General features: G+C 67.8%; 24 protein-coding genes and 1 pseudogene. 16 read left to right on the forward strand and 9 right to left on the reverse strand.

The window, feature by feature from the left end; genetic code table 11:
* Positions 1–5 precede the first annotated feature (5 nt).
* A pseudogene (locus IEX93_RS05425) lies at positions 6–459 on the forward strand (arsenate reductase ArsC).
* On the opposite strand, the gene ubiE reads toward IEX93_RS05425, so the two are convergent.
* Positions 456–1,154, reverse strand: a complete 699-nt coding sequence (gene ubiE, locus IEX93_RS05430) for a bifunctional demethylmenaquinone methyltransferase/2-methoxy-6-polyprenyl-1,4-benzoquinol methylase UbiE (protein WP_188847252.1) — start codon at positions 1,152–1,154, stop codon at positions 456–458. The pseudogene IEX93_RS05425 and the gene ubiE sit on opposite strands and share 4 nt — an antisense overlap.
* A gap of 52 nt (positions 1,155–1,206) precedes the next feature.
* Between ubiE and IEX93_RS05435 the strand changes: the two genes are divergently transcribed.
* Positions 1,207–3,021 carry an ABC transporter permease gene (locus IEX93_RS05435; RefSeq protein WP_188847227.1) on the forward strand — a complete coding sequence of 605 codons (1,815 nt, stop codon included), beginning with the start codon at positions 1,207–1,209 and terminating at the stop codon, positions 3,019–3,021.
* The gene (locus IEX93_RS05440; RefSeq protein ID WP_188847228.1) at positions 3,018–3,941 is read left to right on the forward strand and encodes an ABC transporter permease; all 924 of its coding nucleotides are present in this window, start codon (positions 3,018–3,020) and stop codon (positions 3,939–3,941) included. The genes IEX93_RS05435 and IEX93_RS05440 overlap by 4 nt, the downstream gene beginning before the upstream one ends.
* On the opposite strand, the gene IEX93_RS05445 is transcribed toward IEX93_RS05440, so the two are convergent.
* Genes IEX93_RS05445 through IEX93_RS05465 form a run of 5 tightly spaced genes read right to left on the reverse strand, consistent with a single transcriptional unit; the run spans position 3,929 to position 6,978 of the window.
* A complete protein-coding gene (locus IEX93_RS05445) occupies positions 3,929–4,186 on the reverse strand; it encodes a hypothetical protein (protein ID WP_188847229.1) in 258 nt (85 codons plus the stop codon). The genes IEX93_RS05440 and IEX93_RS05445 overlap by 13 nt on opposite strands.
* Entirely contained in the window at positions 4,183–4,719 is a 537-nt protein-coding gene (locus tag IEX93_RS05450; protein WP_188847230.1) for a flavin reductase family protein, read from the reverse strand. Before IEX93_RS05450 ends, IEX93_RS05445 begins: the two co-directional genes overlap by 4 nt.
* Positions 4,716–5,483, reverse strand: a complete 768-nt coding sequence (locus IEX93_RS05455) for a PSP1 domain-containing protein (RefSeq protein WP_188847231.1) — start codon at positions 5,481–5,483, stop codon at positions 4,716–4,718. Before IEX93_RS05455 ends, IEX93_RS05450 begins: the two co-directional genes overlap by 4 nt.
* On the reverse strand, positions 5,480–6,289 hold the full coding sequence (locus tag IEX93_RS05460) for a DNA polymerase III delta subunit-related protein (RefSeq protein ID WP_188847232.1): 810 nt from the start codon (positions 6,287–6,289) through the stop codon (positions 5,480–5,482). The genes IEX93_RS05455 and IEX93_RS05460 overlap by 4 nt, the downstream gene beginning before the upstream one ends.
* Entirely contained in the window at positions 6,256–6,978 is a 723-nt protein-coding gene (locus IEX93_RS05465) for a metallophosphoesterase family protein (RefSeq protein ID WP_188847233.1), read from the reverse strand. Before IEX93_RS05465 ends, IEX93_RS05460 begins: the two co-directional genes overlap by 34 nt.
* 23 nt (positions 6,979–7,001) lie before the next feature.
* Here IEX93_RS05465 and IEX93_RS05470 point away from each other — a divergent pair, with 23 nt between their 5' ends.
* Together IEX93_RS05470 and IEX93_RS05475 are read left to right on the forward strand one after the other, a co-directional pair.
* Positions 7,002–7,622, forward strand: a complete 621-nt coding sequence (locus tag IEX93_RS05470) for a hypothetical protein (protein ID WP_188847234.1) — start codon at positions 7,002–7,004, stop codon at positions 7,620–7,622.
* A 13-nt stretch (positions 7,623–7,635) separates the two neighbouring features.
* Entirely contained in the window at positions 7,636–7,836 is a 201-nt protein-coding gene (locus IEX93_RS05475) for a hypothetical protein (RefSeq protein ID WP_188847235.1), read from the forward strand.
* Here IEX93_RS05475 and IEX93_RS05480 read toward each other — a convergent pair.
* The gene (locus IEX93_RS05480) at positions 7,824–8,252 is read right to left on the reverse strand and encodes a hypothetical protein (RefSeq protein ID WP_188847236.1); all 429 of its coding nucleotides are present in this window, start codon (positions 8,250–8,252) and stop codon (positions 7,824–7,826) included. The two genes, IEX93_RS05475 and IEX93_RS05480, sit on opposite strands and share 13 nt — an antisense overlap.
* 41 nt (positions 8,253–8,293) lie before the next feature.
* The gene (locus tag IEX93_RS05485) at positions 8,294–9,262 is read right to left on the reverse strand and encodes a tetratricopeptide repeat protein (protein WP_188847237.1); all 969 of its coding nucleotides are present in this window, start codon (positions 9,260–9,262) and stop codon (positions 8,294–8,296) included.
* On the opposite strand from IEX93_RS05485, the gene IEX93_RS05490 reads away from it, so the two are divergent.
* The 11 genes from IEX93_RS05490 to IEX93_RS05540 all read left to right on the forward strand — a co-directional run bounded on the left by IEX93_RS05490 (position 9,219) and on the right by IEX93_RS05540 (position 20,782).
* Positions 9,219–10,442, forward strand: a complete 1,224-nt coding sequence (locus tag IEX93_RS05490; protein WP_188847238.1) for an MFS transporter — start codon at positions 9,219–9,221, stop codon at positions 10,440–10,442. The genes IEX93_RS05485 and IEX93_RS05490 overlap by 44 nt on opposite strands.
* 17 nt (positions 10,443–10,459) lie before the next feature.
* Positions 10,460–12,439 (forward strand): threonine--tRNA ligase, encoded by a 1,980-nt coding sequence (thrS, locus tag IEX93_RS05495; protein ID WP_188847239.1) that lies wholly within the window; start codon positions 10,460–10,462, stop codon positions 12,437–12,439.
* Positions 12,439–13,215 (forward strand): PaaX family transcriptional regulator, encoded by a 777-nt coding sequence (locus tag IEX93_RS05500; RefSeq protein ID WP_188847240.1) that lies wholly within the window; start codon positions 12,439–12,441, stop codon positions 13,213–13,215. Before thrS ends, IEX93_RS05500 begins: the two co-directional genes overlap by 1 nt.
* A 9-nt stretch (positions 13,216–13,224) precedes the next feature.
* Positions 13,225–14,412, forward strand: coding sequence for an ABC transporter substrate-binding protein (locus IEX93_RS05505; protein ID WP_188847241.1), 1,188 nt, complete (start codon positions 13,225–13,227; stop codon positions 14,410–14,412).
* Positions 14,413–14,414: 2 nt separating this feature from the next.
* Positions 14,415–15,569, forward strand: coding sequence for an extracellular solute-binding protein (locus tag IEX93_RS05510; RefSeq protein WP_188847242.1), 1,155 nt, complete (start codon positions 14,415–14,417; stop codon positions 15,567–15,569).
* 23 nt (positions 15,570–15,592) lie between these two features.
* Positions 15,593–16,789 carry an ABC transporter substrate-binding protein gene (locus IEX93_RS05515; protein WP_188847243.1) on the forward strand — a complete coding sequence of 399 codons (1,197 nt, stop codon included), beginning with the start codon at positions 15,593–15,595 and terminating at the stop codon, positions 16,787–16,789.
* A gap of 10 nt (positions 16,790–16,799) precedes the next feature.
* Entirely contained in the window at positions 16,800–17,564 is a 765-nt protein-coding gene (locus IEX93_RS05520) for a sugar phosphate isomerase/epimerase family protein (RefSeq protein WP_188847244.1), read from the forward strand.
* 81 nt (positions 17,565–17,645) lie between these two features.
* Positions 17,646–18,374 (forward strand): c-type cytochrome, encoded by a 729-nt coding sequence (locus IEX93_RS05525; RefSeq protein WP_188847245.1) that lies wholly within the window; start codon positions 17,646–17,648, stop codon positions 18,372–18,374.
* 3 nt (positions 18,375–18,377) lie between these two features.
* Positions 18,378–18,860 (forward strand): cytochrome C, encoded by a 483-nt coding sequence (locus tag IEX93_RS05530; RefSeq protein ID WP_188847246.1) that lies wholly within the window; start codon positions 18,378–18,380, stop codon positions 18,858–18,860.
* 8 nt (positions 18,861–18,868) lie between these two features.
* Complete coding sequence (locus IEX93_RS05535) at positions 18,869–19,501, forward strand: QcrA and Rieske domain-containing protein (protein WP_188847247.1); 633 nt, start codon at positions 18,869–18,871, stop codon at positions 19,499–19,501.
* Between the two features lie 9 nt (positions 19,502–19,510).
* Complete coding sequence (locus IEX93_RS05540; RefSeq protein WP_188847248.1) at positions 19,511–20,782, forward strand: cytochrome b; 1,272 nt, start codon at positions 19,511–19,513, stop codon at positions 20,780–20,782.
* Between the two features lie 56 nt (positions 20,783–20,838).
* Here the strand turns inward: IEX93_RS05540 and IEX93_RS05545 are convergent, their stop codons facing one another.
* Positions 20,839–22,428, reverse strand: a complete 1,590-nt coding sequence (locus IEX93_RS05545) for a 30S ribosomal protein S1 (RefSeq protein WP_188847249.1) — start codon at positions 22,426–22,428, stop codon at positions 20,839–20,841.
* Between the last annotated feature and the right edge of the window lie 235 nt (positions 22,429–22,663).

Here is a 22,663-nt window from a genome sequence, read left to right on the forward strand (position 1 = left end):
GGGGGATGCGGGTCCTCGTCCTTTGCACCCACAACTCCGCCCGGAGCCAGATGGCGGAGGCTTGGCTTAAGCGCTTCGCCCGGGAGCTTGGGGTGGACCTCGAGGTCCACTCCGCCGGCACGGAAAAAGACCTTGGTGAAGGAGGAGGCCAAGCGGGTCATGGCCGAGGTGGGGCTGGACCTCTCGGAGCACACCTCCAAGACCCTCTTGGAGGTCCCCGACCCCTGGAACTTTGACCTGGTCCTCACCGTCTGCGACCAGGCCGAGGAGGCCTGCCCCGCCTACCCCGCCCGGACCCAAAAGCGCCACGTCTCCTTCCCCGACCCCACGGGGAAGCCCCTGGAGGCCTGGCAAGCGGTGCGGGACGCCCTGGGGAGGATGGCCCGCTTCCTGGTGGAAGCCCTCAAGGAGGGGCGGGTGCCGAGCGACGAGGAACTCCGGGAAAAGGCGGGGCTTTAGGGCTTGTCCCCCACGTGGATGGCCGCCACCCCGAAGGTAAGGAGCTCGTAGGCCACGGAAAACCCCGCCCCCTCCATCAGGGCCTTCAGGGCCTCGGGGGTGGGGAAGGCCTCCACGCTTTCGGGAAGGTACCGGTAGGCCCCGAAGTTCCCGGAAAGAAGCCCCCCTAGAAGGGGCAGGACCCGCTGGAAGTAGACCCGGTAGACGAGGCCAAAGGCCCCCCTGGGGGGCGGGGGGAACTCCAGGAGGACGAGCCTCCCCCCAGGGGCCAGGACCCGGTAAAGCTCCCTTAGGGCCTTCTCGTAGTCGGCGAAGTTGCGGAAGCCAAAGGCGATGGTCACGGCGTCAAAGGCCCCATCAGGGAAGGGGAGGGCGAGGGCGTCGGCCTCGAGGAAGGCCACCTCGAGGCCCCTAGAAGCCGCCTTCCTCCGGGCGATCTCCAGCATGGGAGGGGCGAAGTCCGCCCCCACCACCTCCGCCTCCGGGGCCCTTTCCTTGAGCAAAAGGGCCAGATCCCCCGTGCCCGTGGCCAGGTCCAGGATGCGCCTCGGGGCCTTCTCCAGGGCCAAGGCCACTGCCCGCCGCCGCCAGCGGAGGTCCGCCCCGAAAGAGAGGAGGCGGTTCAGGAGATCGTAGCGGGGGGCGATCTCCGAGAACATCCGCCGCACCCTCTTGGCCTTTTCTTCGGGTGCCACCACGGGGGGAGTCTAGCACGAAAGGCCCCCCTCTTGGGGTAAAATCCTCCGCGTGTTGACGGACCGCAAGCGCCTGGGGCTCCTCGTCCTCCTGGGAGGGGGGCTCACCCTCCTCCTCTGGTACTTTTCGCCCTGGGCCGTGCCCCACCGGATCTTCGGCGGGGAGGGGGTGCTCCTCAACCCCTTCGGCCACCACCTTCCCCAAGGAAGCCTTCCCCAAGGCTACCGGGACGGCTGGCTCTACCCCATCTTCTACCTCTCCCTGGCCTGGCTCGGCCTAAGCCTCCTCCTCCCCTGGACCAAGGCCGCCCCCAAGGGGCTCTACTGGGCGGGGGCCCTTGGGCTTGGCCTTTTCCTCCTCACCTACCTCCTCTTCCAAGGGAGCGTGGCCCAGGTGAACGCCGGGGCGGAAAGGCCCGTTCTAAGGCGGTTTAGCCTGGGGCTTGGGAGCTACGCCACCTTGGCCTATAGCCTCTACCTCCTCCTCCTGGCCCGGGTCTTCTCCCCGGGGGGGCTCGCCTTTTTGGTGCGCCGGCGGGGGGTGGTGGTGCCCCTCTTTTCCCTCCTTCTGGCCTCGGGCATCGGCGGGGTCATCGTAGCGGTCCTGAAGGAAAGCCCCGGGGAGGCCCAGGGCCTCAGGGAAAGCCTGATGCTGAAGCTAGACCTCATCACCTACACCTACCAGCTCCTCTATAGCCCCCTGGTAAACCCCTCCGGGTTCCTGCAAAGCCTCCTCCTGGCCACCCCCCTCGTCTTCACCGGCCTGGCGGTGGCCTTGGGGTTTAGGGGCGGCCTCTTCAACATCGGGGCCTCGGGGCAGCTCATCCTGGGGGCCATCGCCGCCATGCTGGTGGGGGTGTACCTGCCCGGGCCCAGGTGGCTGGTGCTTCCCTTGGCCATCCTGGCCGCCGCCCTAGCGGGGGGGCTTTGGGGGGCGCTGCCCGGCTGGCTCAAGGCCCGCTTCGGGGCCCACGAGGTGATCAACACCATCATGCTGAACTACATCGCCGCAAGCCTTTTCCTCTTCCTCATCTCCGCCAACGAGTACAAGTTCTTCGGCCGCACCCTCTACCTCCCCTTCAAGTACCCGGGGTACGAGGCCCGGAGCTACGAGATCCGGCCTGAGGCCCGCATCCCCCACTGGACCGACCTGGTGGCCCCCGGGGGGGAGCTCTCCTTCGCCCTGCCCTTGGCCCTCCTCCTGGGACTTTTGGGCTACTTTCTGGTGCGGAAGAGCCTGGGGCACCGGGTGTTGGGGGCCCTTCTTCTGGGGGCGGGGGGCTACCTGGTGGGAGGGCTTCTCCCCGGGCCAGAGGTGGCCTTCGGCCCCGACCTCACCTCCGTGCGCCTGAACGGGGCCTTTCTTCTGGCCTTGGGGGCGCTTTTCTTCTTCCACTTCTACGTCTTCCGCACCGTGGGGGGGTATGAGCTGCGGGCTTTGGGCCTCGCCCCCAAGGCGGCGGAGTACGGGGGCGTGCGGGCAGGGCAGAAGATGGTCTGGGTCATGTTTTTGGCGGGGGCCTTGGCGGGGCTTGCCGCCACCCACTACGTTTTGGGCGGGGGGATTGACGAGTACCGCCTGAAGCAGTCCCTCCCCTACTCCGTGGGGTTTGACGGCATCGCCGTGGCCCTCATGGGCCAGAACACCCCCTTGGGCGTGGGGCTTGCCGCCTGGCTTTTCGGCATCCTCCTCACGGGAGGGCTCCAGGTGAACCTGCAGCTGGGCATCAGCCGGGAGCTGGTCTCGGTCCTTCAGGCCCTGATCGTCCTCTTCGTCGCCGCAGGAGGCTTTTTGCCCCGCTACTTCACCGACCCCCTGAGGGCGGCGGAAGTGGAACTCAAGGCGGAAAAGGAGGTGAAGGAATGAGCCTGGACGCCGCCTTCCTCACCGCGCTTCTTCTCTCCACCCTGCGCCAGACCACGCCCCTCCTCCTCACCGCCCTCGGGGGGATGTTCTCGGAGAGGAGCGGGGTGGTGAACATCGCCCTCGAGGGCATCCTCCTCTTCGGCGCCCTCACGGCGGCGGTGGTGGTGGAGCGCCTCGAGGCCGCCCTGGGCCCCGGGCCCCACCCCTGGCTTCCCTGGGTGGGGGTGCTGGCCGCCATGGGGGTAGGGGGCCTGGTGGCCTTCGTCCACGCCCTGGTCTCCATCAAGTACCGGGCCGACCAGATCATCAGCGGCACCGCCCTCAACCTCCTGGCCCTGGGCGCCCCGAGCCTCGTCCTCACCTACTTCTACGGCAACGCCACGAGCTCCAAGGAGGTGGCGAACCGCCTCCCCCTCTGGGGCCCGGAGGGCTTCCAGCTTTCCCCTTTGGTCTACCTGGCCTTCCTCCTCGTGCCCCTCACCTGGTGGGTTCTCTTCAAGACCCCCTTCGGCCTCCGCCTGCGGGCGGTGGGGGAGCACCCCGAGGCCGCCGACACCCTGGGGGTGAACGTCTACCGGATGCGGTATACCGGGGTGGTCCTCTCCGGGATTCTTGCGGGGCTTGCCGGGGCATACCTCGCCATCGGCTTCCTCAACCAGTTCGTGCGGGGAATGTCGGCGGGGATGGGCTTTATCGCCCTGGCGGCCATGATCTTCGGCAAGTGGCACCCGGTGGGGATCCTCTTCTCCACCCTCCTTTTCGGCTTCGCCTCGGCCCTGGCCATCCAGCTCCAGGGCACGGAGATCCTCCCCGCCGTCTTGGTGCAGGCCTTCCCCTACGTGGTCACCGTCTTGGTCCTGGCGGGGTTTATCGGCCGAAGCCGTCCCCCGGCGGCGGTGGGCAAGCCCTACGAGAAGTAGGTGCGAAGCCGCCCCAGGCGGTAGAGGAGCCTCAGGCGGCTCCCGTCCCGGAAGACGAGCTCCACCCCGCCCTTCAGAAGGGCGAAGCCCTCGAGGCTTTCCGCCCCCACCCCTTGGGCGAAGCGGGCGTGGGCGTCCGCCCTGAGGTAGAGGAAGCCCTCCTCAAAGAAGATCTGGGCCTCCGTCCCCTGGCGGTTAAAGACCAAGCGGCGCACCCTCTTTCCCCAGGCCTCCGCCTCCCTCACGGCGAAGACGCCTCCTCGGCAGGGCGCCCATAAAGGCCCTTGCCGTAGTAGAGGAGGGAAAGGCCGGGCTTAGGCCTTCCCTTCTCGTCCAAAAGGGCCTCCTCCTCCCAGACCGCCACCACCTTGCCCACGAAGAGGTCGTGGTCGCCGAAGGTGCGGACCTCTAAAAGCTCCAGCTCGTAGGCGGCGTAGGCCCCTTCCAGAATGGGCACCCCGGTGTGGCCCAGGAAGTGGGGGGCTTTCCCCTTGTCCACCTCCCGCCCCGAGCGGCTTCCCAGCCAGTGGACCAGGTCCCTCTGCCCGAAGGGGTGGAAGCTCGCCGAGAAGCGGCGGGCCTTTAGGAGGAGCCCGTGGGTGAAGCGCTTGGGGCTGATGGAGACCCCGAAGAGGGGCGGGTCGGCGGAAAGGCCCGTGTTCCAGACGGCGGGGCAGAAGTTCACCCGCTCCCCAAGCCGCACCCCCACCACGGCGGGGACCCCGGGGTAGTAGTGGTAGAAGGCGGGCAGGGGACCTTGCGCCCGGTAGGACCTCATGCCAGATCCTCCTTGTCCACTTCCACGGTCTTGCCTTCCTCCAGGAGGAGCTCCACCGTGCCCTTCAGGGGGTTCACCTTCTGCACCTTGCCGCAGAGGCCGGCCTTAGTGCACACCCGGGCGTTCTTTTTAGGGAGTTCCTTAAGAAGCTCCTGGTAAACGGGGTGCTCGTAGGTGAGGCAGCAGAGGAGCCTCCCGCAAGGGCCCGAGATCTTCTCCGGGTTTAGGGGAAGCTGCTGGTCCCGGGCCAGCTTGATGGACACCTGGGCGAAACCCTGGAGCCAGGTGGAGCAACAGGACTCCATGCCGCAAGCCCCCAAGGCCCCCAGGTACCGGGCCTCCTCCCGGGGGCCTTCCGCCACGAACTCCACCCGGACCCCGTAGCGCTGGGAGAGCTCCCGGCTGAAGCGCCGGAGGTTCACCCGCTCCGCCGCGGCGTAATGGACGGAAAGGTGCCGCCCGTCCAGGGTGAGGTCGCAGCCTAAGATCTTGGCGGAGATGCCCTCCTCCTTGAGCCGGGCCCTCAGGTAAAAGCCCACCTCCTCGGCCCGGGCCCTGAGGCGGGCCGCCTTGTCCAGATCCTCCTTGGTGGCGAGGCGCACCACCTCCCCTTCCTCCTTGGCCTTCCTCGGGGGGGTGCGCACCCGGCCCACCTCTAGCCCCCTCCCCGTGCGCACCACCACGTAGGCCTCTAGAGGGGGCGGCTCCCCTTGGAAGCGAAAGTAGCGGAGGAGCGGGGTGCGGAAGCGTACGCCCACGGTCATGGTTCTAAGTCTACGCTCAACCGGGCCAGGACCACCTCGGGGTTCACGTAGCGCTCCAGGGCCTCCCGGGCCGCCTCCAAGGCGAGAAGGCCCCGGGGGTTTTCCCGAAGGAGGGCGTAAAGGGCGAAAAAACCTTCCTCCTCCGCCAGAAGCTCCCTAAGGAGGGAAAGCCGGGCCAAGGAGCCCGCCCGAAGCGCCTCTTTGGCCCGTTCCATGCGGGCCTGGAAGCCTTCCGGGTCCTGAAGGGCGCGCCTAAGGCGCCCCGGGGCCCCGGCGGCGTAGGCCAGAAGCTCGGGGTCTTGGGTGAGGGCGGAAAGCTTCTCCTGGAGCACAGGGGCGAAGGGAACCTCCAGGAGGCGGCTCGCCAGGGTGGGAAGGAGGGTGTCCCGGCTTGGGGCGATGAGGACCAGGCGGGCGTAGGCCGGGGGCTCCTCCAGGAGCTTGAGGAGGGCGTTGGCCGCCGCCTCGGTGAGGAGGTGGGCGGCGTCCAGGATGGCCACCTTCACCCGCTCCCGGGGGTGGGTGGCGAACCAGTCCCAAAGGGGTTCCACCTCCTCGAGGCGCACCTCCTTCTCCCCCCGAAGCCCCCGCTCCTTGGGGGCGATCTCCAGAAGGTCGGGGTGCTCGGGAAGGTAAGGGGGCGGGAAGCCCCGGTTAAGCCCCACGGCGTACCAGCGGGCCACAAGCCGCCTCCCCACCCCTTCGGGGCCGGTGAAGAGGAGGGCGTGGGCCCTAAGGCGGGGCAAAAGGGCCAGGACCTCCTCGTGGCCCACTATTGGCCAAGGAGAAGCCGCTGGTAGAGCCATGGGGGAAACCCCTCCTCCTCCAAGCGGGCGGCCACCCGCTCCACCGGGTAGGCCACCCGGTAGAAGCGCACCTCGTCCCCCTCCCAGAGAGCGAAGGCCGCCCCCGGCACCCCGTCCCGGGGCTGGCCCACAGAGCCCGGGTTCAGAAGGGCCCGCACCGAAGGGGGAAGGAGAAGCTCCCCCCCCTCGGGAAAGGCCTGGTAGCGCACCCAAGGGCGGGGCCCTCTAAGCTCCAAAAAGGCCCCCGCCAGGTGGGTGTGGCCGTGAAAGGCGAGGCGGTTTTCGGCGCAGCGGAAGGCCTCCCGGGCCACGGCGAGGTCGTCCACGTACTCCAGGGGGTCACAGGGGCTCCCGTGCACCAGAAGGGCCCCCTCCACCTCCTTCTGCCAGGGCCAGGAGGCCAGGAAGGAAAGGGCCCGGGGGGAAAGCCTTTCCCGCTGCCAGGCCAGGATCTCCATCACCGCCCCCTCTTGGGGCAGGCGGTCTAAGGCGAGGAGCCAGGCGTCGTGGTTGCCCAAGACGCACTCCGCCCCCACCTCCTCTAGCCAGGCCAAGACCCGGTCCCCGTCGGGGTAGTAGCCCACCGCATCCCCCAGGAAGAGCACCCGGTCAAAAGGGGGGGCCTCCTCCAGCACCGCCTCGAGGGCGGGCCAGTTCCCGTGGATGTCCGAGAGGACCAGGTAGCGCACGGGGCATAGGATACCATGGGGCCATGGCTCCCCTTCTGGAGGTCCTTTCCCAAGACCTAGAGGTCCTCTCGGAACACCTGCGGGCAGGCCTGGACGCCTTCGGTACCCTCTACGCCTACCTGGAAGGAGGCCGGGGAGGGCGGACCACCCTCCTCCACGCCCCTTACGCCGAGGCGATCCCCGTCCTTCAGGCCCTAAACGGCCTCGCCTTCCGGGGCCGGGTGATCCTGGCTCTGGACCCCTCCCCCCTCTCCCCCACCCGGGAGGGGACCCCCCTCTCGGGCCCCACCCTGGCCCCCCTGGCCCACCTCCTGGACCACCTGCGCCCGGACCGTCTCCTTCTGGCCTTCCCCGGGGAGGGCCTGGGCCTCGCCTTCCCGGGGGGGAAGGAGACGGAAAGGGGGTGGCGGGCCCTCGAGGACGAGGCCCCGCCCCTCACCCTCCACGTCCAAGCCCCCACGGGCCTCGTCTACCGGGAGGTTCGGGCCTACGAGCCTTGGGAAAGCCCTCCTCTACCCTTGGACCTCCCCTTAGCCCCAGGGCCTTACCTGGGGGCGGCGGGGCGCAGGCGGGGGATTCCCACCTACGGGGTGGGGCTGGTAAACTTGAGGGCGAGCCTGGAGGCGCTTTTAGGCCTCCCTTAAAAGGAGGATAGCCATGGTGTACATAGTCCTCTTCGCCCTCGGCGCCGCGCTGGTGACCCTCTTCTTCTACCTGATCCTCAACCCCCGGGTCCTCACCACGGAAGGCGAGACCTTTGACCTGCGCTTTGTCCTCTTTATGCTCCTCCTGATCCTGCTTTCCGCCGGGACCGTGGCCCTTATGCTCCTGATCGGCAAGGCCCATCACCTGCTCTGAAGGGCCCGGAGGAAGGCTTCCGGGGGAAGCTCCCCCCGGAGGTATTTAAGATCTTGCTCCAGAAAGTCCCGGGTGGCGGCCAGCACCGGGCGGAAGGCCTCGGGGAAGGTCTTTTCCAGATGGGCTAGGCAGAGGAGGAGCCCTTCCACCATGGCCCTTTCCTGCTCCCGGCGCCGCCTCCCTCCCCGGAGGGCGCTATAGGCCAGGTGCTCAAGCCGCCGCGCCACGCAGGTCTTGGGCTCTCCCCCCACCCCGAAGCAGGCAAGCCCCTCCGCCCCGGGGCAGCGCGCGTAGGCCTCGGGGTAAAGGGGGGCAAGCTCCGGGTGGCCGAGGAGGGCGGGCCCCAAGGGGCCGGCGTGGGCCGCCGCCAGCCGCAGGTAATGGGCGTGGCGCAGGCGGCGGACCTCCACTTCCATGCCCTAAGGATAGGCCCGCCCCTTGGGGACAAATGACCCCGCTACCCAAGGCGGAAAGGGCTCCTAAGCCCCGCAAAGGCGATGGCCCGGGCCTCCTCGGGGGCCCAGGAGAGGGCCAAAACCCCCCGGTAGGCCCTCAAGGCCCGCTCCCTCTCCCCCGCCAGGTCCAGAAGCTGGCCGAAGCGGGCGAGGACGTAGCCCGGGAGGTAGCCCGGGTGCTGGAAGTCCATCCGGACCACCTCTTCCATGAGGCCCAAGGCCTCCCGCCACGCCCCCGCCGCCAGGTAGATCTGGGCCGCTAGGTAGAGGGCCTCGGGGCTTCCGATGGCGAAGAGCCCCTCCAAAAGGGCGGTCCAGTCGTCCTCCTCTTTAAGCTGCCAGGCCCGGTCCAGAAGGGCCCGCTCCCGTTCCTCCTCCGTGGGGGTGTGGGCCTTGGGCAGGGCCTCGGGGAAGGCCTCGGCCAGAAAAAGGTAGTCCAGAAGCTCCGCCACCACCGCCCCTTCCCGCCCCTTCAGGGCCTCCACCACCCGCTCCATGCGCCGCTTTCTAAAGCCCGTGGCCGGCCCCTCCCCGAAGGCCTGGGCGAAGCCCTGGTAGACCTCCCGGATGCCCGCCAGGAACTCCTCCCCCCCCAGGGCCTCCGGGGTGAGGGGGGTCTTGAGGAGGGCCAGAAGGGCCTCGTCAAAGGCCCGCATCCTGTCCAGGTAGGGGGCCCCCCGGGGGTGCTGGGCCAAAGCCTCCCGGAAGGCCTCGGCCTCCGCCTTGAGGTGGCCCTCCCCGTCTAAGGCCACCACGGGGATGCCCCGCCTTTCCGCCCAGGGCAGGAGGTGGAAAAGAAGGGGGTCCTCCTCCCGCCACCCACCCCCTTCCAGGGCCTCGGGGGAGAGGGAGGCCAGGTAAACGGCGGGAGGGCGGGCCTCTTCCAGAATGGCCAAAACCGTGGCGGCGTTGTAGCGTGGGTGCAGGATGTGGAAGGCCCCCAGGGAAGGCAGGACAAGCATCCTCTCCATCTTAGACCTAAGGGAGCGGAACTACCGCCTGGCGGTGGTGAACGGCTGGCTGGTGTGGCTAGGGGATGCCTTTTTTAACCCTTACATCGTCCTGGCTGGCTTCGCCGCCGCTTTGGGGGTCCCGGGAAGCCTCGTCGGCCTCCTACCCGCCCTCCTCTATGCGGGCACCCTCCTCCCCCAGGCCTTCCTGGTGGGCTACGTAAGCCGCCTCCCCCGGAAGATCCTCCTCTACCGGCGGATGGCCGCCCTGCGGCTTCTAGGCCTTTCCCTGGTCACCCTAAGCGCCCTCTTCCTAGGGCCCTGGCCGGGGGCCCTCCTTGGAGGGTTTTTCCTGGGCCTCTCCCTCAACGCCCTCTTCAACGGCATCTCCAACCTCCCCTTCTGGGAGGTCCTGGCCAAGGCCATCCCCAGGGAAAAGAGGTCGGGGCTTTTCTCCGCAAGAAACCTGATCGGAGGGTTTTTGGCCTTTCTGGCGGGGCTTTTGACGCGGGAGATTCTGGCCCTGGACCTCCCCTTCCCCTTACCCTACGCCCTGGTCTTCGCCCTGGGGACCCTGGCCTTCGGGATAGGCTGGTACCTCTTCGGCCTGATAGACGAGCCCGAAGATCCCCCAAGCTCCCAGAGGCCCGACCTCCTCGCCCCCCTCAAGGACCCGGGGTTCCGCAGGTACCTGGGGGTCCGCGCCTTCCTGGCCCTCGGGGGGATGGCCGAGCCCTTCTTCGCCGCCTACGCGGTCCAGAAACTGGGCCAGAAGGAGGAGCTAGGCCTCTACCTGGCCTTTTACGCCCTTTCCTTCACCCTTTGCAACCTCCTCTGGGCCCAGCTCGCCCAAAAGAGCTCCAAAAGGGTCCTCCTCCCGGGGATGGCCCTGGCCCTTCTGGCCCTCCTCCTCGCCCCCCTGCTCCCCCCCGGGACCTTCGGGGTGGTCTTCTTCCTGCAAGGGGCTTACCTCTCCGCCTTTGGGCTGGCCACCTCCACCTACCTCCTCAACCTGGCCCCCGAAGAGAAGCGGAGCGCTTACATCGGCCTGGGCAACACCCTGGCCGGGGTCATGGGCTTCGCCCCGGTGCTGGGAGGGGTGGTCCTGGACCGCCTGGGGTTTTCCGCCCTCTTCCTCCTGGCCGCCCTGGCCTACGCCCTGGGCCTTCTTCTGGGAAGGCGGCTTCCCCAGGAAGGCTAGCCTGTATAGTAGGGCACATGACGGTTTACCTGCCGGACGGGAAGGCCCTCGAGGTCCCCGAGGGGGCCACCGCCCGGGACGTGGCCCAAAGGATCGGGCCGGGCCTGGCCAAGGCGGCGGTGGGAGCCCTGGTGGACGGGGAGCTTTACGATCTCTTCAAACCCCTTCCCCCGGGGGCCCGGGTGCGGATCCTCACCGAGAAGGACCCCGAGTTCCAGACCCTTTTCCGCCACACCTTAGCCCACGTCCTGGCCCAGGCGGTGCGGGAATACTTCCGGGAAAAGGGGTACGACCCGGATAGCGTCAAGCTAGGCGTGGGACCGGTCATAGAGAAGGGCTTCTACTACGATATAGACGCCCCCGAGCCCCTCTCCGACGAGGACCTCCCCGCCATAGAGGAAAAGATGCGGGAGATCCTGAGGCGGGACCTCCCCCTAAGGCGCTTCGTCCTCCCCCGGGAGGAGGCCCTGGCCCGCTACCGGGGAAAGGACCCCTACAAGACGGAGCTCATCCTGGAGATCCCCGAGGGGGAAGAGATCAGCTTCTACCAGCAGGGGGACGAGAGCTTCGGCTTCACCGACCTCTGCCGCGGGCCCCACGTCCCCTCCACGGGCAGGATCCCCCCCCACTTCAAGCTCACCCACGTGGCGGGGGCCTACTGGCGGGGGGACGAGCGACGCCCCATGCTCCAAAGGGTCTACGGGGTGGCCTTCCGCACCGCCGAGGAGCTTAAGGAGTACCTCTGGCAGCTGGAGGAGGCCAAGAAGCGGGACCACCGGCGGCTTGGGCGGGAGCTGGAGCTTTTCCTCATTGACCCCATGGTGGGGAAGGGCCTGGTGCTTTGGCTCCCCAAGGGGAACGTGGTCCGGGAGGAGCTCATGGCCTTCATGCGGGAGGAGCAGGTGAGGCGGGGCTACCAGCTGGTGACCACGCCCCACATCGGGAGCCTCGAGCTCTACAAGACCTCGGGCCACTACCCCTACTACGCGGAAAGCCAGTTTCCTCCCATCAGCTTCAAGGAACGGGGCGAGGAGGAGGCGTACCTCCTCAAGCCCATGAACTGCCCCCACCACATCAGGATCTACGCCTACAGGAAGCGCTCCTACAGGGAGCTTCCCCTGAGGCTTGCCGAGTTCGGCACCGTCTACCGCTACGAGAAGGCGGGGGAGCTTCTTGGCCTCACGAGGGTTAGGGGCTTCACCCAGGACGACGCCCACATCTTCTGCACCCCCGAGCAGGTGAAGGGGGAGTTTTTGGGGGTCTTGGACCTGGTCCTTAAGGTCTTCGCCACCCTGGGGCTTAAGGACTACCGGGCCCGGATCGGGGTGCGGGACCCCAAGAGCGAAAAGTACGTGGGGGACGAGGCCAAGTGGGCCCTGGCGGAGCGGCAGATTGAGGAGGCGGCGGCCGAGGCCGGCCTCCGGTACACGGTGGAAGAGGGGGATGCCGCCTTCTACGGCCCCAAGCTGGACTTCGTGGTGAAGGACGCCCTGGGCCGGGAGTGGCAGCTTGGCACCATCCAGGTGGACTACAACCTCCCGGAGCGCTTCGGCCTCACCTACGTGGGCCCGGACGGGGAGGAGCACCGCCCCGTGATGCTCCACCGGGCCCCCTTTGGCTCTTTGGAGCGCTTCATCGGCATCCTCATTGAGCACTTCGCCGGAGATTTCCCCTTGTGGCTTGCCCCGGTGCAAGCCGTGGTGGTCCCCGTCTCGGAGAAGCAGGCGGACTACGCCCAGGAGGTGGCCCATCGGCTTAAGGAAGCGGGCCTTAGGGCCGAGGCGGACCTCAGGAACGAGAGGATGCAGGCCAAGGTGCGCGACGCCGAGGTGCAGAAGATCCCCTACGTCCTGGTGATAGGAGAGAAGGAGAAGGCGGAGGGCACGGTGAGCGTGCGCAGGCGCCACCGGGGGAACCTGGGGGGGATGCCCCTTCCGGCTTTCCTGGAAGGGGCCCTCAAGGAGTACCGGGAAAGGCTTTTAGAATCCCCTTTCTGATGCGGGCGCGTTCTACCATCTTCACCCTCTTTCTGGAGTACATCTACCCGGAGCGGGAAGCCCGGGTCAAGGACCTCATCGCCATGATGGAAGTCCTGGGCTTCTCCGAGGCGGCGGTGCGGGCGGCGCTTTCCCGGAGCGCCAAGCGGGGCTGGGTGCAGCCCAAGCGGGAGGGGCGCACCGCCCTCTATACCCTCTCGGAAAGGGTCTACTGGCAGGTGCGCCAGGTGCGCCGCCGCCTCTACGGCCCCAGGGCCCCTTGGGACGGGAGCCTCCTTTTGGTCCTGCCCGAGGGCCCCAAGGAGCGGGGAAGGCGGGAGCGCTTCCGGCGGGAGATGGCCCTTTTGGGCTACGGGAGCCTGCAACCTGGGCTCTACCTGGGGGCGGGGGTGGACCTTAGGGCCACCCGGGAACTCCTCGGCTTCTACCGCCTAAGGGCCCGGAGCTTCCAGGCCAGGCCCCTGGAGGCGCCGGAGGAGATCCTCGCCATCTTCCCCCTGAAGGAGGCGGAGGCCCACTACCGGGGGCTTTTCCCCGTGGCCATCCCCGAGGATCCCTTGGAGGCCTTCCGCACCCTCACCCGCCTGGTCCACGAGATGCGCAAGGCCCTCTTCCTGGACCCCCTCCTGCCGCAGGGGCTTTGCCCGCCGGGCTTCCTGGGGGTGGAGGCCCACCAAAGCTTCCTCCAGGCCCGCGAGGACCTTTACCAAAGGGCCCTCCCCTTCCTTAAGGATCTGGGGCTTCCCCTTTCAGCCCTCTCACCCAAAGCCGGGTAAGCTTGGGGCATGCGGCGCTTCCTCTTGGCCCTGGGCCTCCTGGGGGCTGCCCAGGCCCAGGTGGTGATTCCCTTCTGGCACACCGCGGGCCCCCCCGGGGGCGCTATCCTGGAAGAGGCCATCCGAAGCTTCCACCAAAGCCAAAAGGCCTACCGCCTCGAGGCCCGCTACGTGGGGGACTACCGGGAGGCCGGGGTGAAGCTTCTTGCCGCCTTGCGCTCGGGAAACGCCCCGGTCCTCTTCCACGGGGAGCTTTCCTTCCTGCCCCGCCTGGGCCAGGAAAGGGTGGCCGTGCCCCTGGACCCCTACCTCCAGGACCTCCCCCAGGACCTCTACCCGGGGATGATGCGGGCGGTCCAGGTCCAGGGGAGGACGCTAGGCCTTCCCCTGGGGCTTTCCGTGCCCGCCCTTTACTACAACAAGGACGCCTTCCGGGCCAAGGGGCTCACCCCGCCCAGGACCTGGGCCGAGCTTGAGGCGGCGGCGGCCAAGCTCACGAGCCGCACCGCCAAGGGGTTCGTGGTCACCACGGACATCTGGGCCTTCACCACCCTGGTCATGAGCCGGGGCGGGAGCCTGGTGAAGGACGGCCGGCCCAACTTCACCTCCAAGGAGGCCCTCGAGGCCCTGGAGATGCTCCACCGCATGGTGCAACGGGGCCACGCCCAGGCCCGCAACCTGGCGGAGGCCCCCTACGCCGTGGCCGACTTCCTGAGGACCAAGGCCTTCATGGGCCTAGGCCCCACCACCGCCCTCCCCGTGGTCCAGGCCCAGACCGCCCTTCCCTTCGCCGTGGGGCTCGCCCCCGTGCCCCGGGAGAAGGAGGGCGCCGTCCCCCTCTCGGGGGCGGCCCTGGTGGTCCTAAGGGGCGCCACCCCCGAGCAGGCCCAGGGGGCCGTGGCCTTCTGGCGCCACTTCCTAGACCCCAAGCGCCAGGCGGCCTGGGTGCGCACCACCTGGTACCTGCCCCTGAGGCGGGCCGCCGAGGCGGAGCTAAAGGACTTCCTCCAGGACCCCGAGCGGCGGGCGGTCTTCGCCCAGGCGGAGTGGGGCCGCCCCTGGAGCCAAGACCCCGAGGTGGTGGTCTGGTACAGCTACCTGGAGGAAGCCTTGGAGCGGAGCCTCAAGCAAGGGGTCAGGCCCCAGGTGGCCCTGGAGGAAGCCCAGAAGAAGGCCCTGGCGGCGGAGGGGAGGTAAGGGTGCGGGGGCTTGCCCTGGGTCTTTTCCTGGGTTTGGCCTTAGCCCAAGTGGAGATCCCCCTCTGGCACACCCTGGGGGAAGGAGGGTTTTTGGAGGCCGAGGCGGCGGCCTTCAACCGGTCGCAAGACCGCTTCCGCATCCTCCCCCGCTTCGTAGGGGACTACCGGGAGCTGGGCGCCCTGCTCACCGCCGCCCTGCGCAACGGCACCGCCCCCCCGGCGGCGCAGGTGGAGCTGGGCTTCCTCCCCGTCCTGGTGCGGGAGGGCCTGGCCGCCCCCCTCCCCCCGCCCCAGGCCCCCGATCTGGACCCCGACCTCCTCCGGCTGGGAGAGGTGGGAGGGCGGCTTTACGGCTACCCCTTGGGGGTCTCGGTGGCGGTCCTCTTCTACAACCAGGAGGCCCTTAAGGCCCGCCGCCTCTCGCCTCCCCGGGACCTCTTGGGGCTTAGGGAGACGGCGCGGAGGCTTTCCACCCGCTCGGCCAAGGGCCTTCTCTTCTCCGCCGACGTCTACAGTTTCGCCACCTTGGTCCTGGCCCAGGGGGGAAGGCTCGCCCAAGGAGGAAGGCCCGCCCTGGACGGGGAAGGGGCGGTGCGGGCCTTGGCGTACCTCGAGGCCTTGGAAAGGGAAGGGGCCCTGCAGGTGCGCTCGGCCACGGAGCTTTTCGCCGCAGGAGCCGACTTTTTAAGGACCAAGGCCTTTTTGGCCATGGGGCCCTCCACCCTTCTTCCCGCCGTCCAAAGCCGCACGAGGCTTCCCTTCACCGTGGGCCTCGCCCCCTTGCCCCTGGAGGCCCAAGGCCGGGTGGCCGCCTCGGGGTCGGTGCTGGTGGCCCTCCGCCACGCAGGCCCCGAGGTGCGGGAAGGCCTTAGGGCCTTTTACCGGCACCTGGCGGACAAGGAGCGGCAGCTCGCCCTGGCCCGGGGGGCCTACTACCTCCCCTTAAGCCTCGAGGCCCAGGAGGCCTGGCGGAAGGAGGAGGTGGGGAGGCTCCTCCTAAGCCAAAAGACCCGCCTCACCCCGTGGCACCAGGATAGCCCCCTCCTCCTCTGGGCACCCCCCTTGGAGGAGGCCCTGGAAAAGGCCCTGAAAGGGAACACGCCCCCGCAGAAGGCCCTGGAGGAGGCCCAGGCCCGGGCCCTTAAAATCCCCTGACGGGGGCGTGGTAGCATCGGGGCATGCGCCAGGGGGTTTTGCTCCTCTTCCTCCTCCTCCCCGCCTTGGGCCAGGTCCAGATCCCCTTCTGGCACGCCATGGACGGCCCGGCGGGAAGGCTTCTTGCGGCCTTCGCCCAGGAGTTCAACGCCCGCCAGGACCGCTACCGGGTCCTGCCCCAGTACCAGGGCACCTACCCCGAGGCCGAGGCCAAGCTGGTGGCCGCCTTAAGGACCGGAAGCGGGCCCGTCCTCTTCCAGGCGGAGCTCTCCTTCTTCCCCCGCCTGGTGGCGGAGGGGCAGGCCTTGGCTCTTGACCCCTACCTGGATCTGGAAATGGCCTTCGTGGAAGATCTCTTTGCGCCCGCCTGGAACTACGGGATGGTGGAGGGCAGGCGCTACGACCTACCCTTCAACACCTCCACCCCGGTCCTCTTTTACAACCTGGACGCCTTCCGGGCCAAGGGCCTCAAGCCCCCCAAGGACTGGAAGGAGTTTGAACGGGTAGCCCAGGCCCTCACCTCCCGCCAGACCAAGGGCTTCATCTTCGTCACCGACCCCCAAGCCTGGCTCTTTGAGGCCATGGTGACGAGCCGGGGGGGAAGCCTAGTGAAGGATGGCAGGCCCAACTTCACCTCCAAGGAGGCCCTCCAGGCCCTGGAGATGCTCCACCGCATGGTGCAACGGGGCCACGCCCAGGCCCGCAACCTGGCGGAGGCCACCTTCGCCCAGCTGGACTTCGTGCGCACCAAGGGGATGATGGTCATGGCCTCCATCGCCAACTGGCCCGCCGCCGAGAACTTCTCCTTCGCCTTCGCCCTGGGGGTGGCCCCCGTGCCCCGGGAGGAGGGGGGCAAGGTGCCCATGGGCGGGGCCCAGCTGGTAGTCCTAAGGAGCGCCTCGGAAGCCCAGGTCCAGGGGGCTTTGGCCTTCTGGCGCTACCTCATGGAGCCCAAGAACGTGGCCCGTTTCGTGGAGGCCAGCTACTACGTGCCCGTGCGCAAGTCGGCCCTGCCCCTTCTAGAGGGTTTCTACCGGGAAAACCCCTTCCGCAAAGTGGCCTTTGAGCAGATCGCCCACGCCCAAGAAAGGCCCCGGCTCCCCCAGTTCTCCGCCTGGGCCCGCCTCCTGGCCGAGGCCCTGGAACAAAGCCTCAAGGGCGGGGTTCCCCCGCGAAAGGCCCTGGAGGAGGCCCAGCGAAAGGCGGAGGCCATCCGCTAGAATGGGGCGGATGCGCCTCGGGTTTACCCCCTTTAACGCCCTCCTAAGCTACGAGGAGGCCTTTCCCCTGGCGGCGGAGCTCGGCCTGGACCTCGAGGTGGCCTACGACCTTCACGAGGTCCTGCCCCTCCCCGACCCCCGCTCCTTGAGGGCCACGGGAGAGGCCCTGGGCGTGGGCTTCACCCTGCACCTTCCCTTTGTAGAGGTCAACCCCGCAAGCCTCATCCCCAGCGTGCGCCAGCTCTCGGAGGACCGCCTCAAGCGGGCCCTGGAGTTCGGCGAGGCCTTGGGGGCCAAGGTGGGGGTCCTGCACACGGGCCAGGTCCCCTTCCGCCACCCCCTGGCCCTGAACCTGGCCCACGAGGCCCTGGAACAAACCCTCTCCGCCCTCCTTCCCCTCCCCTTCCCCGTGGCCTTGGAAAACCTCGCCCTCTCCGAGGAAGACCTCATCCAAGGGCCGGAAGACCTCCAAAAGCTCCTTGAGCGCTTCCCCCAGTACGGCTTCTGCCTGGACGTGGGCCACGCCCTGGTGGAGCTGGGCCCCAAGGGGCCCTTCCGCTACCTGGAGGCCCTCGCCCCCCGCCTTCTCCACCTCCACCTCCACGACAACCACGGGCAAAAGGACGATCACCTGCCCGTCGGGTCCGGGCGCATACCCTGGGAAAGCCTAAAGCCCTTCCTCGAGGGCTTCCAGGGCACGGCCGCCCTCGAGGTCACAGGGGGCAAGGCCGGGGTGATCCGAAGCGCAGAGCGCCTGCGGAGGTTTTGGGGCTAAGGCGGGACATCTGTCCTTGCCGCCAAGCCTTTATAGTGGGTGAAGTGGGGCTTTGCGCCCCTATTCACAAAGGGAGGGGAGATGATCGTAGACCGCATTGAAGTCTACCTGGACCAAGGGACCGAGCCCGTGGCCGTCCTGAAGGAGCCCCCTTACCGGCTCAAACTGGACACCCGGAACCTCCCCGACGGGGAGCACACCCTTAGGGTGGTGACCCACTTCCGCGGGGGAGGCCAGGAGATCCGGGTCATCCCCTTCACCGTCAACAACTACCCCGATGTCCTGGTCCTCGGCGTGGACGAAGGGGGGGAGGTGGCGGGGGAGGTGGAGCTCCGCATGCACGTGGGCGAGCCGGAGCTCCCCGTGGAAACCCCTCGCTTCAACCCCCTCTGGTACGCGGTGGCCGCCGTGGTGGTGCTGGGTGGCATCTGGAGCTACTTCGCCCTCTCTCCGGCCACAGAGCGCATCGTGGAGGAGGTGGCCCCGCCCGCCCAGGAAGCCCAGGCCCACGGGGGCGGGCAAGAGGCGGTCCCCGCGGGGGTGGACCCCGCCCTCATGGAAAAGGGCAAGGCCCTCTACGAGGCCCACTGCGCCGCCTGCCACCAGGCGAACGGCCAGGGCATGCCCCCCGCCTTCCCCGCCCTGGCGGGCAACCCCAACCTCCAGGACGCCCAGATGATCCTTAACATCGTCAAGAACGGCCGCGGGGCCATGCCCGCCGTGGGGGCCAACTTCAGCGAGGAGGAGCTTAAGGCGGTGGCCACCTACATCCGGAATAGCTTCGGCAACAACTTCGGCCCGGTGGAGTGAGCCATGTACCGGAACGACCCCATCCTGCCCACCTTCGCCCTGATCCTGGCGGCGGGGCTCTTCTACGCCGCCTACCTGGACGGTCAGCACATCGCCCGCCTCTTGGGCCACACCCCCCTGGAGCTTTCCGTGGGGCAGATCGGCCTCATGGCCTTCGGGGCCGTTCTCCTTCTTTACGGCCTCATCGGCCTCGTCTCCTATTGGTTGGAAGGCCCGGAGCTCAGGCCCGGGCGGCACTTCCCTACCCCCTCCACCGCCCCCGTGGCCGCGGGCGTGGTTTTGGTCCTCCTCCTCACCGCCCTTTCCGGCTTCTTCGTGCGGCTCCTGGTCTACTCCGCCCAGACCGGGCACAACCCCACCTGGCTTCAGGGCCTCATCTTCGGGTCCATAAGCCTGGTGGTGGCGGCCCTTTTCGGCATTTACAAGCGCTTCTTCGGCCGGGACGAGGTGATCACCGAGGAGGAGAAAAGCGAGTTCCCCTGGTGAGGTGAAGCATGGACGAACGCGAGATCCGCTTGCGCCAATCCCGTAGGCGGCTTTTCCTGAAGACAGTGATCGGCACGGGCATCGGCCTCTCCCTGGTCTCCGCCTTCTACGTGGGGGCAAGCCTCAGGCCCCGGAAGGAGGTGACCCCGGAGAAGGAGCCCTTGAAGCCCGGGGACATCCTGGTCTACGCCCAGGGGGGCGGGGAGCCCAAGCCCATCCGCCTCGAGGAGCTCAAGCCCAACGACCCCTTCGTCCTGGCCTACCCCATGGACCCCAAGACCAAGGTGGTGAAGAGCGGGGAGGCCAAGAACACCGTCCTCGTGGCCCGCTTTAATCCGGAAGAGCTCTCCCCGGAAACCGCCCAGCACGCCGTGGAGGGGGTGGTGGCCTACTCCGCCGTCTGCACCCACCTGGGGTGCATCGTGAGCCAGTGGGTGGCGGACAAGGAAGCGGCCCTCTGCCCCTGCCACGGCGGCGTGTACGACCTTAGGGACGGGGCCAAGATCATCGCCGGCCCCCCGCCCCGCCCCGTGCCCCAGCTTCCCTTAAGGGTGGAGGACGGGGTCTTGGTGGCCGCCGGGGAGTTCTTGGGGCCGGTGGGCGTCCAGGCGAGCGCCCTAACCTGCTGCCGCCATGTTTAGGAGGGAAGCATGTACAAGTGGCTTGACGAGCGCCTAGACCTCACGGGCCTCTACCACAAGGTCCTGCGCAAGGCCTTCCCCGTGCACCACTCCTTCTTCCTGGGGGAGATCACCCTCTTCGCCTTCGTGGTCCTGGTCCTCACCGGGGTCTTCCTCACCCTGAACTACGAGCCCTCCATCCGCGAGGTGCGCCTACCCGACGGGCGCACGGTGCCCGCCGCCTACGCCAGCGTCCTTTACATAGACAGCCTCCCCTTCGGTGCCGTGATCCGGAGCCTCCACCACTGGTCGGCCCACGTGATGATCGCCGCCGCCTTCCTCCACATGCTCAGGATCCTCCTCTCGGGGGCCTACAAGAAGCCCCGGGAGCTCAACTACCTGGTGGGGCTTGGGCTTCTGGGCCTGGCGGTGGTCACCGCCTTCACCGGCTATGCGCTTCCCTACGACAACTACGCCGTCACCGCCACCCGCATCGGCTACGGCATCGCCCACTCCATCCCCTGGATCGGGGGAACCCTGGCGGAGATCATGTTCGGCGGGGAGTTCCCGGGCTCGGAAAAGGCCATTCCCCGCCTGTTTAGCCTGCACGTGCTCTGGCTTCCCCTCCTCCTCATGGCCCTGATCGGGGCCCACCTGGCCATCATGGTGAAGCAGAAGCACACCCAGCCCCGCTACGCCGAGCGGGTGGCCCCGGGGAAGATCCTGGGGGTGCCCATGTACCCCCAGCAGATGGTCATGATGATCATCCTTTTCGCCCTCTACGTGGGCATCATGACCCTGATCGCTGGGGCTTTCCTGGCCCACCCCATTGAGGCCTTCGGCCCCCCCACCCCCAACACCCCGGCGGTGAAGCCCGACTGGTACTTCCTTTGGCTCTACGGGCTCCTCCAGATCATCCCCTCTAGCTGGGAGTTCCACCTCTTCGGGGCGGTCATCGGACCGGAGTTCATCGGCGGCGTGGTGGTGCCCGGGATCCTAGCCCTTATTGGCCTCCTTCTTCCCTTCGTGGACACCCGCAAGGACAAGATGCGCTACATGGAGCTTCCCTCGGAACACCCCGTGCGTACCAGCGCTATCCTGGCCCTCCTGGCCTTCTTCCTCATGAGCACCTTGGCGGGTTACAAGATTGACTTCCAGCAACAGGGCTCCCTTCTCGGCAACAACGCCGTCCTCTGGACCCTGGTCCTGGGCGGCCCCTTGCTCACCTTCCTCCTCTCCTACACCCTGATCCGGATCTTCTACGGGAAAAAGGAGGAGGTTTCCGAGGCCGGGAAGAGCTAAGCCCCCCTTCCCGGGGGGCTTTTTTTTCAGGGGCCCCTGCCGGGGCCCCTGAAGCTTCACTTTTCCTCTTCCAGGCCGAGGCTAGCCAGGAGGTCCCCGTAGAGGTCGCCCAGCTTCACGCTGGCGGTGGAGGTGGGCACGGCGGAGGCATCGTAGAGGTTGTACTCGGCCACCGCCCCGTACTCGTACTCCCGGCGCTCCTCCCGGCGGGAAGGCCCCGCGCGCCGCTTCCCGCCCTTGCCCTTGGCCCGGCGGGGCTTGTCCTCGGCCTTGGGAGCCGGGGGCGGAAGAAGGCGCTTGCGGGAGAGGGAGACCCGCTGCTCCACGGGGTCTATGTGGAGGACCACCACCTCCATCTCGTCCCCCTTCTTGAAGAGGGCCTGGGGGTTCTCCACCCGGGCGTGGTCCAGCTCGGAGATGTGGACCAGGCCCTCGATGCCCGGTTCCACCTCCACGAAGACCCCGAAGTCCGTGACTCCGGTGATCTTCCCCTTGACCACGCTCCCCGGCGGGTACTTCTCCACGAGAAGCTGCCAGGGATCGGGCTGGGTCTGCTTGAGGCCCAAGGAGAGGCGGCGCTCCTCGGGGTCCAGGCGGAGGACCACGGCCTCCACCTCATCCCCCTCCTTCACCACCTCGGAAGGGTGCTTGGGCCGCTTGGTCCAGGAGAGCTCGGAGATGTGGACAAGGCCCTCGAGGCCCGGCTCCACCTCCACGAAAACCCCGAAATCGGTGAGGCCCACCACCCTGCCCCGCACCCGGGTGCCCACCGGGTACTTCTCGGCCACGGTGGTCCAGGGGTCAGGGGTGAGGGCCTTGATGGAGAGGTTGATCCGCTCCTTCTCGGGGTCCACGGAGAGGACCTTGGCCTGGACCTTCTGCCCCTTCTGGACCACTTCCCGGGGGTGGCCAAACCGCCCCCAGGTGAGCTCGGAGCGGTGGACCAGGCCGTCCACCGGCCCCAGGTTGACGAAGGCCCCGAAATCGGTAACCTCCACGACCGTCCCTTCCACCACCTGGCCGGACTCTAGGCTCCGGAAGAAGGCCTCCTTGGCCCGCTTCTGCTCCTCCTCCAGGAGGACCCGGCGGGAGAGGATCACCCGCTTCTTCCTGCGGTTGAGTTCAATGATCTTGGCCGGGATCTGCTGGCCCACGAAGGCGTCCAGGTTGGGGATGCGCTGCAGGTCCAGCTGGGAAGCCGGGATGAAGGCCTGGACGCCGTCCAGCTCAGCGACCACGCCCCCCTTGACCTTCTCCTTAACGGTAACGGTGACCGGCTCCCCCTTCTCGTAGAGCTCCTGGATCCGGACCCAGTGCTCGTTTTGCTCCACCTTCTTCCGGGAAAGCAGGATCTGGCCCGTCTCCGGATCCACCCGCAGGACCTGGACCTTGACCCGGTCCCCGGGCTTCAAGAGCTCCCTAAGCTCCTCTTCCGAAAGGGACCTTTCGGTGAGCTGGTTGAAGGGGATGATACCTTCCGTCTTGGCGCCGATATCTACCGCTACGCCTTCCGAACCCACCAGGACCACGGTGCCCGTCAGGATCTGACCGGGGCGAACGCGTTTCTCCAAACGGGCCTCGGTTTCCTGAAGGGCCTCCTCCATGCTGAAGGTCTGTTCTGGGGTCTGGGTCGCCTTTTCTTCCATGCCGCCTCTTTCCTCCTTACGCGCCTTCCTAAGAAGGCGGGCGCTTTCGCGCGCGTTCACACGAAAAGGAGGGGGAGAACGCTACTCCCCTCTTCCGCGTGAACCGGCCCCGAAGGGCATACCCTTCTTTTATACCACGCCCCCTACCCCTTGCCAAGGGGTTTAGCAGGACTTTACCCACATCTCCGTTTCGTGGTAAATCTCCCCTTGCGGGCGCAGCCCGTATCTGGTACCG

It is taken from the genome of Thermus composti, assembly GCF_014647535.1.
Taxonomy (GTDB): Bacteria; Deinococcota; Deinococci; order Deinococcales; family Thermaceae; genus Thermus; species Thermus composti.

Bases quoted from the DNA above. Each gene is read 5' to 3' on its own strand.
- IEX93_RS05475 (WP_188847235.1), top strand. From the start codon at position 7,636: ATGGTGTACATAGTCCTCTTCGCCCTCGGCGCCGCGCTGGTGACCCTC.
- IEX93_RS05545 (WP_188847249.1), bottom strand. From the start codon at position 22,428: ATGGAAGAAAAGGCGACCCAGACCCCAGAACAGACCTTCAGCATGGAG.
- IEX93_RS05530 (WP_188847246.1), top strand. From the start codon at position 18,378: ATGTACCGGAACGACCCCATCCTGCCCACCTTCGCCCTGATCCTGGCG.
- IEX93_RS05505 (WP_188847241.1), top strand. From the start codon at position 13,225: ATGCGGCGCTTCCTCTTGGCCCTGGGCCTCCTGGGGGCTGCCCAGGCC.
- IEX93_RS05515 (WP_188847243.1), top strand. From the start codon at position 15,593: ATGCGCCAGGGGGTTTTGCTCCTCTTCCTCCTCCTCCCCGCCTTGGGC.
- IEX93_RS05450 (WP_188847230.1), bottom strand. From the start codon at position 4,719: ATGAGGTCCTACCGGGCGCAAGGTCCCCTGCCCGCCTTCTACCACTAC.
- IEX93_RS05540 (WP_188847248.1), top strand. From the start codon at position 19,511: ATGTACAAGTGGCTTGACGAGCGCCTAGACCTCACGGGCCTCTACCAC.
- IEX93_RS05480 (WP_188847236.1), bottom strand. From the start codon at position 8,252: ATGGAAGTGGAGGTCCGCCGCCTGCGCCACGCCCATTACCTGCGGCTG.
- IEX93_RS05500 (WP_188847240.1), top strand. From the start codon at position 12,439: ATGCGGGCGCGTTCTACCATCTTCACCCTCTTTCTGGAGTACATCTAC.
- IEX93_RS05535 (WP_188847247.1), top strand. From the start codon at position 18,869: ATGGACGAACGCGAGATCCGCTTGCGCCAATCCCGTAGGCGGCTTTTC.
- IEX93_RS05470 (WP_188847234.1), top strand. From the start codon at position 7,002: ATGGCTCCCCTTCTGGAGGTCCTTTCCCAAGACCTAGAGGTCCTCTCG.
- IEX93_RS05490 (WP_188847238.1), top strand. From the start codon at position 9,219: ATGTGGAAGGCCCCCAGGGAAGGCAGGACAAGCATCCTCTCCATCTTA.
- IEX93_RS05460 (WP_188847232.1), bottom strand. From the start codon at position 6,289: ATGGCTCTACCAGCGGCTTCTCCTTGGCCAATAGTGGGCCACGAGGAG.
- IEX93_RS05485 (WP_188847237.1), bottom strand. From the start codon at position 9,262: ATGGAGAGGATGCTTGTCCTGCCTTCCCTGGGGGCCTTCCACATCCTG.
- IEX93_RS05455 (WP_188847231.1), bottom strand. From the start codon at position 5,483: ATGACCGTGGGCGTACGCTTCCGCACCCCGCTCCTCCGCTACTTTCGC.
- thrS (WP_188847239.1), top strand. From the start codon at position 10,460: ATGACGGTTTACCTGCCGGACGGGAAGGCCCTCGAGGTCCCCGAGGGG.
- IEX93_RS05440 (WP_188847228.1), top strand. From the start codon at position 3,018: ATGAGCCTGGACGCCGCCTTCCTCACCGCGCTTCTTCTCTCCACCCTG.
- IEX93_RS05525 (WP_188847245.1), top strand. From the start codon at position 17,646: ATGATCGTAGACCGCATTGAAGTCTACCTGGACCAAGGGACCGAGCCC.
- IEX93_RS05520 (WP_188847244.1), top strand. From the start codon at position 16,800: ATGCGCCTCGGGTTTACCCCCTTTAACGCCCTCCTAAGCTACGAGGAG.